The following is a 13,150-nucleotide window of genomic DNA, read 5'->3' as shown; positions in this document are numbered from 1 at the left end:
AATGGCGACCTTACAAGACGCGAGTTTCCCCTTCGATTTGCTCCAGCTCGATATGATTCACCGCCGTATGCTGCGCAATCAGCGTTGCCAGTTTCGGTGAATGGCTGGTGATCCACAGTTGGCTGAACTGGCTGGCTTCGGCAATCAGTCGCGCCAATGCGGGCAGCAGATCTTCATGCAAACTGTTCTCCGGTTCGTTGAGCGCCATAAACGCTGGCGGACGCGGGCTGAGCAGCGCCACCACTAAGCAAAGAAACCGCAGCGTGCCATCCGAGAACTCGGCGCTCTCCAGCGGACGCAAAATCCCACGTCGTGACATCAGCATCTGAAAACGCCCGTTCTGCACATCAACGTGAAATTCCGTGTCAGGGAAAGCTTCGGCCATCACTTCGTGCAGCAACTCGACATGACCGCGTTCAACAATAGTGGCCCAGGCCGCCGCCAGATTACTGCCATCATGGCTCAGCACCGGCGCGCGTACGCCAATCTGCGGCGCACGAATCGGTGAACCGGGCCACACAGCAAACTCATGATAGAAACGCCACTGACGCAGCCTTTCGCGCACCTGCGAAAGCTCCGGATAAAGATGCGGTTCACCCAGTTGCCCAAACAGTGACTCTTCGGGATGCAGCACCGCCGGATAGGCTACGCGCTCGCCTTGCACATTATGTAAAAAGGCGGTCTGATTTTGCCGCTGCATGATGCAGGAGGAAGGACGCCGCCGTTGGCCGCTCATCCACAAGCGCTCCTCTTTTACCAGCGGATCGAGATTGAACATGCTGGTTTCTAACGGCTCAGGAAAACCGATATCGAGCTGATAATCCATATCGTCCATCACCACCGCCAACGCCAAACGTTTGGGATCGTGCCGACGATCGCCGCGCCGCAATCCGCCTGCCCACATCGCTTTCTGGATGCCGCCCTCTTCCGCCAGCGCCAGCGCTAAGCGTCCGCTAGCCGCTTCGTGCAGCAGTCGCACCGCTTTGTACAGGTTGGATTTGCCGCAGCCGTTCGGGCCGCTCACCACGTTGAGCTGCTGCAGCGGCAGCGTTAGGTCGCGCACCGAGCGGAAGCCGTGAATGTGAATCTGTTCAATCGTCATCAATAAAAAAGGGCGATTTCTCGCCCTCTCCGGTTATTTGCGTCGCCAGCTGGAACCTTGCGGCCCATCCTCAACGATAACGCCCAACTCATTGAGCTTATCGCGCGCCACATCAGCCTGCGCCCAATCTTTGGCTGCACGCGCATCGGAACGGGCTTTCACCCAATGCTCGATTTCCGCCACTTCATCGTCATTTACCTGCGCACCGCTTTGCAGGAACTGCTCGGGATCCTGCTGCAAAATGCCCAGCACGTTAGCGATCTGGCGCAGTTTCGCCGCCAGCGCATCAGCGGAGGCTTTATCTTCGGTTTTCAAACGATTCACTTCACGCGCCATATCGAACAACACCGAATAGGCTTCCGGCGTGTTGAAGTCGTCATCCATCGCAGTGCGGAAACGCGCTTCAAACTCTTCGCCACCCGCCGCCGTGGCGTTGGCATCGGTATGACGTAGCGCGGTGTACAAACGCTCAAGCGCCGCACGCGCCTGGTTGAGGTTATCTTCGCCGTAGTTGAGCTGGCTGCGATAGTGGCCCGACATCAGGAAGTAACGCACGGTTTCGGCATCGTAGTGCTGCAACACATCGCGCACGGTGAAGAAGTTATCCAGCGATTTCGACATCTTCTCGCGGTCAACCATCACCATGCCGGAGTGCATCCAGTAATTCACATACGGACCATCGTGCGCACAGGTGGATTGCGCCACTTCGTTTTCGTGGTGCGGGAACATCAGGTCCGAACCGCCGCCGTGAATGTCGAAATGGGTGCCGAGCTGTTTGCAGTTCATCGCCGAACATTCGATGTGCCAGCCTGGACGGCCGTTGCCCCACGGCGAGTTCCACGCCGGTTCGTCGGCTTTGGACATCTTCCACAGCACGAAGTCCATCGGATTGCGCTTCACATCCGCCACTTCGACGCGCGCACCGGCCTGCAGTTGCTCCAGATCCTGACGCGACAGCGCGCCGTAATCTTTGTCGCTTAACACGTCGAACATCACGTCGCCGTTGTCGGCTACGTACGCGTGCTTACGTTCAATCAGCGTGCCGACCAGCTCGATGATCTCATCGATATGGCGCGTCGCGCGCGGTTCCAGATCTGGCGGCAAAATGCCGAGCGCGGCGAAATCTTTGTGCATCTCGGCGATCATGCGGTTGGTCAGCGTTTCAATGCTTTCACCATTTTGATTGGCACGTTTGATGATTTTGTCATCGATATCGGTGATGTTACGCACGTACTTCAGCTGATAGCCCACATAACGCAGATAACGCGCCACCACGTCGAATGCCACAAACGTACGCCCATGGCCGATATGACAGAGGTCGTAAACCGTGATACCACACACGTACATACCGATTTGACCGGCATGGATGGGTTTGAATTCCTCTTTCTGTCGACTCAGGGTGTTATAAATCTTTAGCATTGAACGGTTCCGTTTTAATTACGTGTGCGGGATTCGAACGTGATAAATGTGCATTGGGTTTAATACGGTCACCATAAATGGCGACCCTACGAAATACTGTCCGGTTTGTAGGGTCGCCATTTATGGTGACCGAAACAACCTCGCCTAACCAGCCAGCATCAAGCCGGTTATTGTGCCGTATTTTTCTGACTTGTGCATCGCTCGGTTGCCAACTGCCGTCCGGTTACTGACGCGTTATTGGAAATTGTGATATAAGAAGCGTCTACAAAAATGCCCCGCCGCCTTGCAGGCGCGGCAGCGACACTGACGACAACCTTGACAGGAAGAAAATAATGGTCACTTTCCAGACGAACCATGGCGATATCGTAATTAAAACTTTCGATGACAAAGCGCCGGCTACCGTGAAGAACTTCCTGGAATACTGCGCGGAAGGTTTTTACGATAACACTATCTTCCATCGCGTAATCAACGGTTTCATGATTCAGGGCGGCGGTTTTGAGCCTGGCATGAAGCAGAAAGATACCAAAGCAGACATCCGCAACGAAGCGAACAACGGCCTGAAAAACACCAAAGGCACGCTGGCGATGGCGCGTACTCAGGCTCCACACTCTGCAACTGCCCAGTTCTTCATCAACGTGGCAGACAACGACTTCCTGAACTTCCGTGACGAAAGCCTGCAAGGCTGGGGTTACTGCGTGTTCGCAGAAGTGGTTGAAGGCATGGACGTGGTTGAGAAAATCAAAGCGGTGAAAACCGGCCGCAGCGGCATGCATCAGGACGTTCCGGTTGAAGATGTTGTCATCCAGAAAGTGACTGTTAGCGAGTAATGTCGCGCACGCTGTTTATCGCAGATCTGCATCTGTGTAATGAAGAACCGGCAATTACTGCCGGTTTTCTGCATTTTTTGCAGGGTGAAGCGCGTTCCTGCGATGCGCTTTACATCCTCGGCGATCTGTTTGAAGCCTGGATCGGCGACGACGATCCTAATCCGCTGCATCAGCAAATCGCTGCGGCGCTTAAGGCGCTGCCGGTGCCTAAATTCTTCATCCACGGTAATCGCGATTTCCTGCTCGGCCAGCGTTTTGCGCGGGCGAGCGGCATGACGCTGCTGCCAGAAGAGAAGGTGCTCGATCTCTACGGACATCGCGTGTTGATCATGCACGGCGATACCTTGTGCACCGACGATGAAGGCTATCAGCGTTTTCGCGCCAAAGTGCATCAGCGCTGGTTGCAGCGCCTGTTTCTCGCGTTACCGCTGCGTCTGCGCATGCGCATTGCCGCGCGTATGCGCAATGGCAGCAAGCAGGCGAATCAGCACAAGTCGGTCAGCATCATGGACGTTAATCAGTCCGCAGTGGAAGCCGCGATGACGCGCCAGCAGGTGCCGATTTTGATTCACGGCCACACGCATCGTCCCGCCATTCATCCCTTCACGCTGCACGGCGAAAACGCCCAGCGCGCGGTGCTCGGTGCCTGGCACGAGAACGGATCGATGATTCAGCTCGATGCCAGCGGCGTCAGCCTGATCGAATTCCCCTTCTGAAATCCGGGCATCAATGCCCGTTTTCCGCCTACGCAACCGTTTTCCTTGCTGCCATCTCATGCTATTCTCTGTGCCCTTCTTCGCCTGCCCGCCCGGCCAGGTTCGTTTGCATATTCACAGGAGTTGACCGCATGTCATCCAACGCCGCCCCGGCCCGTATCGCCATTGTCATGGGTTCCAAAAGTGACTGGGCTACCATGCAGTTCGCCGAGGAAATTCTTAACAGCCTGGATGTTCCCTTCCACGTTGAAGTGGTCTCAGCTCACCGTACGCCTGACAAACTGTTCAGCTTCGCGGAAACCGCCGCTGAAAACGGTATTCAGGTGATCATCGCCGGTGCTGGCGGTGCTGCCCATTTGCCGGGCATGCTGGCCGCGAAAACGCTGGTGCCGGTGCTGGGCGTGCCAGTGCAAAGCGCGGCGCTGAGCGGCGTCGATAGCCTCTACTCCATCGTGCAGATGCCGCGCGGTATTCCGGTCGGTACGCTGGCGATTGGTAAAGCCGGTGCCGCTAACGCTGCCCTGCTGGCGGCACAGATTCTGGCGATCCACGACAGCGCGCTGTCAACGCGCATCGCCAACTGGCGTCAAACGCAAACCGATGAAGTGCTGAACAACCCGGATCCGCGGGAGGACGCATGAAGCCGGTTTGCGTATTAGGAAATGGCCAGTTAGGCCGCATGCTGCGCCAGGCGGGTGAACCGCTGGGCATCGCGGTCTATCCGGTGGGTCTGGATGCGGAGCCTTCTGCGCTGCCGATCGCCGAAAGCGTGATCACCGCTGAGATTGAGCGCTGGCCGGAAACCGCGTTAACCCGCGAATTGGCGAGCCATCCGGCCTTTGTGAATCGCGATATTTTCCCGCGTCTGGCCGATCGTCTGACGCAAAAACAGCTGCTGGATCAGCTGAACCTCGCCACCGCGCCGTGGCAGCTGCTGGCCGATAAAGCCGAGTGGCCAAACGTGTTCAGCACCTTGGGCGAACTGGCGATTGTTAAGCGTCGTACCGGCGGCTATGACGGCCGCGGTCAGTGGCGTTTGCGCGCTAACGAAACCGATGCGCTGCCGGATGAGTGCTACGGCGAATGCATCGTTGAGCAAGGCATTAATTTCAGCGGTGAAGTGTCGCTGGTCGGTGCGCGTGGACACGATGGCAGCACGGTGTTTTATCCGCTGACGCATAACCTGCATCAGGACGGCATTCTGCGCACCAGCGTGGCGTTCCCACAGGCCGATGCCGCACAGCAACAGCAGGCAGAAGCGATGCTCAGCGCCATCATGCATGAGCTGAAGTATGTTGGCGTGATGGCGATGGAGTGTTTCATTACGCCAGAAGGTCTGCTGATCAACGAGCTGGCCCCGCGCGTGCACAACAGCGGTCACTGGACGCAGAATGGCGCGTCAATCAGCCAGTTCGAGCTGCATCTGCGTGCGATTTTAGGTTTGGCGCTGCCAAAACCGGTGGTGTTTGCGCCGTCGGTGATGGTGAATCTGATTGGTACCGATGTGAATCTGGCGTGGCTGCAACAGCCGCTGGTGCATCTGCATTGGTACGACAAAGAGGTGCGTGAAGGCCGCAAGGTTGGGCACCTTAATCTGACCGATAGCGATCGTGGGCGTCTGGCGTCAGCGTTGAATGCGCTGGTGCCGCTGCTGCCGCAAGCGTATGCGAGCGGAATTGCGTGGGCGGTTGAGAAGTTTTGATTAGCCAGGTCGCCATTAATGGCGACCCTACGTAGATTGATGTGATTTTGCCGAACGCGCATTCCTGTGGGGTTTTCGTAGGGCGCGCATTAATGCGCACCTGGTTACACCACCATCGACAATTTAGGCACTGAAGCTTCTGAACAGCGCCTTCTGTTTTAACAGTCGAATACCCAGCCAGGCGGCGCACAGCGAGAGCAGCAGCGCGCCGCCGATCGGCAAGGCGATCCACAGCGTCCAGTCTGGCTGCCACGGGAAATCGAAGATCTTGCGCTGCAAGCCCCACAGCGCCGCTTCCGCGCCCAGCGCTGCCGCAATCCCCGACACCACGCCAAGCAGCGCAAACTCGCACCATAACGTGCCGCGCAGCAAGCGCTTGCTGGCACCGAGCGTGCGATAGACCACCAACTCCTGCCGACGCTGACGCATGCCGACTTGAATCTGCGCTAGCAGCAGCAGCACGCCGCATACCGTCACCAGCACCACCATCACTTCCAGCGCCTGACTCACCTGCGTCAGCACCTGACCGATCTGGCGCATCATGCTGCCGATATCCAGCAAGCTCAGCGTCGGGAATGCGCGATTAAGCTGCGCGAGCAGCGCCGGATTGCTCTCCATGCGGAAGCTGGTCAGCCAGGTTTGTGGCTGTTGATCGAGCGCGCCTGGCGGGAAGATAAAGAAGAAGTTCGGCCGCAGACTTTCCCAATCCACCTTGCGCAAGCTGGTGATTTTGGCGCTGAACTGCTGCGTGTCGCCGCTGAAGGTCAAGGTATCGCCGAGCTTCACGCCCAGACGATCCGCCAGCTCCACTTCCATCGACACTTCACCAGCCTGCGGCGGCCAGTTGCCGGAGATCAGCGGATTGTGATCCGGACGCTCTGCTTGCCACGTCAGATTGAGTTCGCGATTTAGCGCGTTATCCAGCTTAGGATCGGCCTCTTTGCCATTTAGCTCAGTCAGACGCGCACGCACAATCGGATAGAAGGTTTCCGGCTTGAGCTGATGTCCGCTCAGGAAGTCGCGCACCTGTGGCACCTGATCTTTGGTTATGTTCAGCAGGAAATAGTTCGGGCTATCGGGCGGCAGTTGCTGTTGCCAGCGATCCAGCAGATCGCCGCGCATCACCAGCAGCAGCGCCAGCAACATAAATGACAGCGAAAAAGCCGCCAGCTGGCTGAGCGTCATCGCCGGTTGGCGCAGCAGACGGTTAATCGCCAGCCGCAGCGCCAGATTGCGCACCACCAGCCGACGCAGCAGCAGCAAGGTGCCCCAGCCGAGTAACGCCAGCAACAATGCCAGCATCACCACGCCCGCCAGCAACGCCCACAACATTTTGCTGCCGCCCATCAGCAACGCCAGCAAGCCAATCACCACCAGCGCCATCGCAGGTAGATAGATGCGCAGCGGCCAGACGTTCGCCACCGCATCCCGGCGCAGTACGCGTAGCGGTTGCGTTGCCATCAGCAAGCGATACGGACGCAAACCCACCAGCAGCGAAATCACAAACATCGCGCCAATCGCCCACAGCCACGGCCAGAAACTCGCCGCAGGCAGCGCGCCCGGCAGCACCGGCTTCAGCATCAGCAGCAGAATCACTTCAATGCCCTGCCCCAACGCGCTTCCGACAATCGCCGCCAGCAGCAGCACCGCCAGCCACTGGCCGATAATCAGCCGCTGCAGCGCCTTGCGCGTTGCGCCCAACGTTTTCAGCACCGCCACCAAATCGTAGCGGCTGCGGCAGTAATGACTCATCGCCACCGCCACTGCAGCAATCGCCAGCATCAGCGTCAGCAAAGCCGATAGCAGTAAAAATTGCTGTGCGCGCTGCATTGAGCGGCCCAGCGCATCTTCCGAGTTATCGACGCTGATCCAGCGCTGATCGGCTTTCAGCTGTGGTTCGATCCAGCTGTCATAGCGCGCCAGCGGTGCCGGTTCGCCGGAGAATTTGTAGCGCCAGCTCAGGCGACTGCCCGGCTGCACCGCACCGGTTTTCTCCACGTCAGCCAGATTCATCAGCAGACGCGGCGCGGTCTGGAACGGATTGAAGCCGCCATCCGGCTCCTGAATCACTTCACCGGCAATGCGTAGCGTGGTGTCGCCGACATCCACACTATCGCCCACTTTCAGATTCAGCAGCGCCAGCAAACGCGGCGCGGCCAACACCGTGCCCGCTTGAGGGCGTAAGCCCGGCGGATCGGTTTGCAGCGTGCCAAACATTGGATAGGCATCATCCACCGCTTTCACGTCCGCCAACTGCGGCGTCTCTTGTGCGAACGTCATGGTCATAAAGTGCAGCTGGCTGCTAACCGACAGCCCTTCTTCACGCGCTTTATTCAGCCACGCGTCCGGCGCGGGCGAGGTGGTGCGCAGCGTGCGATCCCCCGCCATAAAGTCGCGGCTCTGCTGGCTTAAGCCTTTTTCCATACGATCGCTGATCGATCCCAACGCTAGCACGCAGGCCACCGCTAAAGTGAGCGCCATCCAGACAATCAGCAGCGAGGGCGAACGCCACTCGCGCCAGAACCAGCGCCAAATCATGACTCCTCCCACAACTTGCCGTCGCGCAGCCGTAGGCGGCGGTCGCAGCGCGCTGCCAGTTGTTCGTCGTGCGTCACCAGAATTAGCGTTGTGGCAAAATCGCGGTTGAGGGAGAACAGCAGATCGGCGATGCGATCGCCGGTTTTACGGTCGAGGTTGCCTGTGGGTTCATCGGCAAAAAGCAGACCGGGACGGCCGCTAAAGGCCCGCGCCAGCGCCACACGCTGCTGCTCACCGCCAGAGAGTTGGGCCGGCAGATGGTGCAGACGATCTTTCAAGCCCAATAAAGTTAACAACTCCACCGATTGCGAACGACTTTCGCGATCGCTGTCGCCACGCAACAGCGCCGGGAGTTGCACGTTTTCCAGCGCGTTCAGCGTCGGCACCAGCATAAAGGATTGAAACACAAAGCCCACTTCGCGTGCGCGCAGTGCCGCACGCTGCTCTTCGTTCATGCTGTGCAGCGGCTGGCCAAGCAGATACACTTCGCCGCTGCTGCCGTCGTCCAGTCCGGCCAGAATGCCCAGCAGCGTGGATTTGCCAGAGCCGGACTCGCCAATCAGCGCGATGGTCTCAGCTGGTTTGACAACCAGCTCAACTCCGGTAAGGATGGTCAGCTGATGCTCTCCCTGACCGACGGACTTAGTAAGATGATGAACTGCAACAATGTTTTCCGCTGGCATTATCCCTTCCTGTTGTTATTGCTTCTGCTGGTGTCCCGCATCGCCGCCGCCGATACCTTGCTGGTATTGGGCGACAGCCTGAGCGCCGGGTATCGCATGTCGGCCACGGCGGCCTGGCCGAGCCTGCTGAATAAAGAGTGGCAACAGCAGCCCAAAGTGGTTAACGCCAGCATCAGCGGAGATACCGCCGGGCAAGGGCTGGCGCGTTTACCGGGCCTATTAAAACAGCATCAACCCCGCTGGGTGTTAATCGAATTGGGCGGTAACGATGGCCTGCGCGGTTTCCCGCCGCAGAATATCGCCGCCGATCTGACCAAAGTGATAGACGAAGTGAAAGCCGCTAAGGCGCAGCCGCTGCTGATGCAGATTCGTCTACCGGCCAATTATGGACGTCGTTATACGGAGGCGTTTAGCGCGATCTATCCGCGCCTGGCACAGCAGTACGACATTCCTCTGGTGCCCTTCTTTATGGAGCAGGTCTACCTGAAGCCGGAGTGGATGCAGCAGGATGGAATTCACCCCAATCCGGATGCTCAGCCGTTTATCGCCAATTTGATGGCGACCGAACTGGCTCCGTTAGTAAAGCATGATTAATGCAGACGCGTGATTTTTAACGGGTAAAAAAATGCAAAGAACTATTCTTATCACCGGCTGCTCGAGTGGCATTGGTTTGGTCGCCGCAAATGACCTTTTATCGCGCGGCTATCGCGTGCTGGCCGCCTGTCGCCGCGCCGACGATGTGGCGCGCATGGAAGCGCTGGGATTTATTGGCGTGCAGCTGGATCTGGATGATGCCGCCAGCGTCGATGCCGCCGCCGATCGCGTGCTGGAACTCACCGATCATCGCCTGCACGCGCTGTTTAACAACGGCGGTTTTGGTCAATATGGGCCGCTCAGCAGCGTTTCGCGTCAGCAGTTAGAGAAGCAGTTTTCCACCAACCTGTTTGGCACCCATCAACTGACCATGCGCCTGCTGCCTGCGCTGCAAGCCAGCGGCAACGGGCGCATCGTCAATACCAGCTCGGTGCTGGGACTGATCTCCACGCCGGGTCGTGGTGCTTATGCCGCCAGCAAATGGGCGCTGGAAGCCTGGAGCGATGCGCTGCGTCTCGAAGTGCGCGACTCAGGCGTGCGCGTCAGCCTGATTGAGCCGGGCCCGATCAGCACCCGTTTCACCGATAACGTGCATCAGGGCCAGCAGGATAAACCGGTGCGCAATCCGGGCATCGCCGCGCGTTTTACCCTGCCGCCAGAAGCGATTCTGCCGAAGCTGCGCCACGCGTTAGAGAGCAAACATCCGCGCCTGCGCTATCCGGTGACGCTGGTCGCCTGGGCGATGAGTCTGCTGAAACGTCTGCTGCCAGGTTGGATACTGGATCGCATTTTGCGCAGCAACTAAGCTGCAACACAGAATCAAACTTGAACCGGGGCAGCTTGCCCCCATATCCTCAACACACTTTCTGACAAGAGACGTATTCATGTCACACGCTTTGATTATCGACATCAACGAATCCAACCTGCAGCAGACCTTAGAACAGTCGATGCAGCTGCCGGTGCTGTTTTATTTCTGGTCCGAACGCAGTCAGCACTGTCTGGAACTGACGCCGGTGCTGGATCGCCTGGCGCAGGAGTATGCGGGTCAGTTTATTTTGGCGAAGCTGGATTGCGATAAAGAGCAGATGGTGGCATCGCAGTTTGGCCTGCGCTCCATTCCAACCGTTTACCTGTTCCAGAACGGTCAGCCGGTGGATGGCTTCCAGGGACCGCAGCCGGAAGAGGCGATTCGCGCCCTGCTGCAAAAAGTGTTGCCGCGTGAAGAAGAGGTTAAAGCGCAGCAGGCGATGCAATTGATGCACGAAGGCAAACCGCTGGAAGCGCTGCCGCTGCTGAAAGACGCCTGGCAGCTGAGCAACAAAAACAGCGAAATTGGTTTCCTGCTGGCGGAAGTGCTAATCACTCTGAATCGCAGCGACGAAGCCGAAACCGTGCTGGATGCGGTGCCGCTGCAGGATCAGGACACGCGCTATCAGAGCCTGGTTTCGCAAATCGATCTGTTAAAGCAGGCCGCCGACACGCCAGAAATTCAGCTGTTGCAGGAGCAGTTAGCCAGCGATCCAACCAATGCCGAGCTGGCTGCTAAACTGTCGTTACAGTTACATCAGGTTGGCCGTAATGAGGAAGCACTGGAGTTGTTGTTCAGCTTCCTGAAAAGCGATCTCAGCGTCGGTGACGGCCAGGTGCGTAAAATGTTCCAGGAGATTTTGGCCGCACTCGGCACCGGCGACACCCTCGCCACGCGCTATCGCCGCCAGCTTTACTCGCTGCTGTACTGATCGGTACCGCGCGTTAAACGGGCCGAACGACTCGGCCCGACAATCTGACAGCCAGGAGGTTATATGTTAACGGTAATTCCCGTCATCATTGTGCTCGCACTCGTTACCGTGTGGGCCGGTGTAAAAATTGTTCCACAAGGCTATCAGTGGACGGTAGAGCGCTTTGGCCGTTATACCAAAACGCTGGAGCCAGGCCTCAATCTGCTGGTGCCGTTCATGGATCGTATTGGTCGCAAAATCAATATGATGGAACAGGTTCTCGATATCCCTTCCCAGGAAATTATCTCTAAAGACAACGCCAACGTCACTATTGATGCGGTGTGCTTTATCCAGGTTGTCGATCCGGCGCGCGCCGCCTATGAAGTCAGCAATCTTGAACTCTCGATCCTCAATCTGACCATGACCAATATCCGCACCGTGCTTGGCAGCATGGAACTGGATGAGATGCTGTCGCAGCGCGACAACATCAACACGCGTCTGTTGCATATCGTCGATGAAGCCACCAATCCGTGGGGCGTGAAAATCACCCGTATCGAAATCCGCGATGTGCGCCCGCCGCAGGAATTGATCGCCGCGATGAACGCGCAGATGAAGGCGGAACGTACCAAACGCGCCGACATTCTTGCCGCAGAAGGCGTACGTCAGGCGGCGATTCTGCGTGCCGAAGGTGACAAGCAGTCGCAGATCCTCAAAGCCGAAGGTGAACGCACCTCCGCCTTCCTGCAAGCCGAAGCGCGTGAGCGTCAGGCGGAAGCAGAAGCCACGGCGACGCGCATGGTTTCCGAAGCGATAGCCGCCGGCGATATTCAGGCGGTGAACTACTTCGTGGCGCAGAAATACACCGACGCACTGCAAAAAATCGGCGAAGCCAACAACAGCAAAGTGGTGATGATGCCGCTGGACGCCAGCAGCCTGCTCGGCTCAATTGCCGGTATCAGCGAGTTGCTGAAGGAGAGCCGGACGGAGCGCCGACCATGATCCTGATGGAGCTGATTGCGCATCCACATTGGTTCTGGCTGACGTTGGGCGGCCTGCTGCTGGCCGCCGAAATGCTCGGTACCAGCGGTTATCTGCTGTGGAGTGGCTTAGCCGCCGTCGCGGTGGCGCTGATCGAATGGTTGTTTCCCATTTCATGGACCAGCCAGGGCATTGTGTTTGCGGTGATGACGCTGCTCAGCGCGTTTTTCTGGCATCGCTGGATGCGCTATCGCGAATCGTCGCAGGTCGCCAACACGCTTAACCAGCGCGGCAATCAGTTAATGGGCATGCAGCTGACGCTGGATAACGCGCTGAAAAATGGCCTTGGTCACGTGCGTATCGGCGACAGCAGCTGGCGCGTGCAAGCAGATAGCGATCTGCCAGCGGGCACGCCAGTGATTGTCACCGGCGTGGTCGGCATTACGCTGATGATTCAGCCGCGCTTTCCATCAGCCTGATGGCAGCAACCAGCCAGATGATTGATGATCGGGCACTCGGCGCTATCATCGCCGGGACAAGCTTCCGCCAGCTCCAGCAAGCGCGCGCGCATCGCATGTAACTCTTCAATGTGCGCAGCAATCTCGTCGGCTTTCTGCAAAGTGCGCGCTTTAACATCGGCGCTGTGGCGCGCGGGATCGTTGAAAAGCGTCACCAGTTCACGGCACTCTTCCAGCGTAAATCCCACCTGACGCGCCTGACGCAGCAGATTCAGCTCATCAATATGATGCGCCGCATAATGGCGATAGCCATTGTCACTGCGCGACGGCGGCGTCACTACGCCCTTCTCTTCGTAGAAGCGAATCGCTTTGCTGGTGAGTCCGGTTTTTTTTGCCACATCGCTGATGTTCATTT

At 57.9% G+C, this 13,150-nt stretch carries 14 protein-coding genes; 9 read left to right on the top strand and 5 right to left on the bottom strand.

The window, feature by feature from the left end:
• Nucleotides 1-10: 10 nt before the first annotated feature.
• Entirely contained in the window at nucleotides 11-1,102 is a 1,092-nt protein-coding gene (locus VIJ98_RS05080) for an AAA family ATPase (protein WP_323272564.1), read from the bottom strand.
• A gap of 33 nt (nucleotides 1,103-1,135) precedes the next feature.
• On the bottom strand, nucleotides 1,136-2,521 hold the full coding sequence (cysS, locus tag VIJ98_RS05075; RefSeq protein WP_258144729.1) for a cysteine--tRNA ligase: 1,386 nt from the start codon (nucleotides 2,519-2,521) through the stop codon (nucleotides 1,136-1,138).
• A 332-nt stretch (nucleotides 2,522-2,853) separates the two neighbouring features.
• Between cysS and ppiB the strand changes: the two genes are divergently transcribed.
• From ppiB to purK, 4 genes are all read left to right on the top strand, one after another.
• Nucleotides 2,854-3,348 (top strand): peptidylprolyl isomerase B, encoded by a 495-nt coding sequence (ppiB, locus tag VIJ98_RS05070; RefSeq protein ID WP_008103818.1) that lies wholly within the window; start codon nucleotides 2,854-2,856, stop codon nucleotides 3,346-3,348.
• Nucleotides 3,348-4,064: a UDP-2,3-diacylglucosamine diphosphatase gene (locus VIJ98_RS05065; protein WP_323272561.1), complete on the top strand. Its 717-nt coding sequence runs from the start codon at nucleotides 3,348-3,350 to the stop codon at nucleotides 4,062-4,064. Before ppiB ends, VIJ98_RS05065 begins: the two co-directional genes overlap by 1 nt.
• Before the next feature lie 131 nt (nucleotides 4,065-4,195).
• Nucleotides 4,196-4,705: a 5-(carboxyamino)imidazole ribonucleotide mutase gene (gene purE / locus VIJ98_RS05060; RefSeq protein WP_323272560.1), complete on the top strand. Its 510-nt coding sequence runs from the start codon at nucleotides 4,196-4,198 to the stop codon at nucleotides 4,703-4,705.
• A complete protein-coding gene (gene purK, locus VIJ98_RS05055; RefSeq protein WP_323272558.1) occupies nucleotides 4,702-5,766 on the top strand; it encodes a 5-(carboxyamino)imidazole ribonucleotide synthase in 1,065 nt (354 codons plus the stop codon). The genes purE and purK overlap by 4 nt, the downstream gene beginning before the upstream one ends.
• Nucleotides 5,767-5,889: 123 nt before the next feature.
• Here purK and ybbP read toward each other — a convergent pair whose 3' ends face one another.
• Both ybbP and ybbA read right to left on the bottom strand, forming a co-directional pair.
• Nucleotides 5,890-8,304: a putative ABC transporter permease subunit YbbP gene (gene ybbP, locus VIJ98_RS05050; RefSeq protein WP_323272556.1), complete on the bottom strand. Its 2,415-nt coding sequence runs from the start codon at nucleotides 8,302-8,304 to the stop codon at nucleotides 5,890-5,892.
• The gene (gene ybbA / locus VIJ98_RS05045; protein ID WP_323272554.1) at nucleotides 8,301-8,987 is read right to left on the bottom strand and encodes a putative ABC transporter ATP-binding protein YbbA; all 687 of its coding nucleotides are present in this window, start codon (nucleotides 8,985-8,987) and stop codon (nucleotides 8,301-8,303) included. The genes ybbP and ybbA overlap by 4 nt, the downstream gene beginning before the upstream one ends.
• Between ybbA and tesA the strand changes: the two genes are divergently transcribed.
• The 5 genes from tesA (at nucleotide 8,955) to VIJ98_RS05020 (ending at nucleotide 12,756) form a co-directional block, all read left to right on the top strand.
• Nucleotides 8,955-9,581: a multifunctional acyl-CoA thioesterase I/protease I/lysophospholipase L1 gene (tesA, locus tag VIJ98_RS05040; protein ID WP_175501722.1), complete on the top strand. Its 627-nt coding sequence runs from the start codon at nucleotides 8,955-8,957 to the stop codon at nucleotides 9,579-9,581. The two genes, ybbA and tesA, sit on opposite strands and share 33 nt — an antisense overlap.
• 31 nt (nucleotides 9,582-9,612) lie before the next feature.
• Nucleotides 9,613-10,386, top strand: a complete 774-nt coding sequence (locus tag VIJ98_RS05035; RefSeq protein ID WP_061717430.1) for an SDR family oxidoreductase — start codon at nucleotides 9,613-9,615, stop codon at nucleotides 10,384-10,386.
• Nucleotides 10,387-10,465: 79 nt separating this feature from the next.
• On the top strand, nucleotides 10,466-11,320 hold the full coding sequence (locus VIJ98_RS05030; RefSeq protein WP_008103837.1) for a co-chaperone YbbN: 855 nt from the start codon (nucleotides 10,466-10,468) through the stop codon (nucleotides 11,318-11,320).
• A 63-nt stretch (nucleotides 11,321-11,383) separates the two neighbouring features.
• On the top strand, nucleotides 11,384-12,298 hold the full coding sequence (locus VIJ98_RS05025; protein WP_008103839.1) for an SPFH domain-containing protein: 915 nt from the start codon (nucleotides 11,384-11,386) through the stop codon (nucleotides 12,296-12,298).
• Complete coding sequence (locus VIJ98_RS05020; protein WP_008103840.1) at nucleotides 12,295-12,756, top strand: NfeD family protein; 462 nt, start codon at nucleotides 12,295-12,297, stop codon at nucleotides 12,754-12,756. Before VIJ98_RS05025 ends, VIJ98_RS05020 begins: the two co-directional genes overlap by 4 nt.
• Here VIJ98_RS05020 and cueR read toward each other — a convergent pair.
• Nucleotides 12,732-13,148 (bottom strand): Cu(I)-responsive transcriptional regulator, encoded by a 417-nt coding sequence (cueR, locus tag VIJ98_RS05015; protein WP_061717431.1) that lies wholly within the window; start codon nucleotides 13,146-13,148, stop codon nucleotides 12,732-12,734. The genes VIJ98_RS05020 and cueR overlap by 25 nt on opposite strands.
• Between the last annotated feature and the right edge of the window lie 2 nt (nucleotides 13,149-13,150).

This window comes from Pantoea sp. S18 (genome assembly GCF_045689705.1).
In the GTDB taxonomy this organism is placed as follows: Bacteria; Pseudomonadota; Gammaproteobacteria; order Enterobacterales; family Enterobacteriaceae; genus Pantoea; species Pantoea symbiotica.
Note: the sequence above shows the minus strand (reverse complement) of the source record. Positions and strands in the feature narration are given on the sequence as shown.

Excerpts from the sequence above, each read along its gene's own strand:
- VIJ98_RS05025 (WP_008103839.1), top strand. The coding sequence starts at position 11,384 with ATGTTAACGGTAATTCCCGTCATCATTGTGCTCGCACTCGTTACCGTG.
- ppiB (WP_008103818.1), top strand. The coding sequence starts at position 2,854 with ATGGTCACTTTCCAGACGAACCATGGCGATATCGTAATTAAAACTTTC.
- VIJ98_RS05080 (WP_323272564.1), bottom strand. The coding sequence starts at position 1,102 with ATGACGATTGAACAGATTCACATTCACGGCTTCCGCTCGGTGCGCGAC.
- VIJ98_RS05065 (WP_323272561.1), top strand. The coding sequence starts at position 3,348 with ATGTCGCGCACGCTGTTTATCGCAGATCTGCATCTGTGTAATGAAGAA.
- VIJ98_RS05020 (WP_008103840.1), top strand. The coding sequence starts at position 12,295 with ATGATCCTGATGGAGCTGATTGCGCATCCACATTGGTTCTGGCTGACG.
- tesA (WP_175501722.1), top strand. The coding sequence starts at position 8,955 with ATGATGAACTGCAACAATGTTTTCCGCTGGCATTATCCCTTCCTGTTG.
- purK (WP_323272558.1), top strand. The coding sequence starts at position 4,702 with ATGAAGCCGGTTTGCGTATTAGGAAATGGCCAGTTAGGCCGCATGCTG.
- ybbA (WP_323272554.1), bottom strand. The coding sequence starts at position 8,987 with ATGCCAGCGGAAAACATTGTTGCAGTTCATCATCTTACTAAGTCCGTC.
- VIJ98_RS05035 (WP_061717430.1), top strand. The coding sequence starts at position 9,613 with ATGCAAAGAACTATTCTTATCACCGGCTGCTCGAGTGGCATTGGTTTG.
- purE (WP_323272560.1), top strand. The coding sequence starts at position 4,196 with ATGTCATCCAACGCCGCCCCGGCCCGTATCGCCATTGTCATGGGTTCC.
- ybbP (WP_323272556.1), bottom strand. The coding sequence starts at position 8,304 with ATGATTTGGCGCTGGTTCTGGCGCGAGTGGCGTTCGCCCTCGCTGCTG.
- cueR (WP_061717431.1), bottom strand. The coding sequence starts at position 13,148 with ATGAACATCAGCGATGTGGCAAAAAAAACCGGACTCACCAGCAAAGCG.
- cysS (WP_258144729.1), bottom strand. The coding sequence starts at position 2,521 with ATGCTAAAGATTTATAACACCCTGAGTCGACAGAAAGAGGAATTCAAA.
- VIJ98_RS05030 (WP_008103837.1), top strand. The coding sequence starts at position 10,466 with ATGTCACACGCTTTGATTATCGACATCAACGAATCCAACCTGCAGCAG.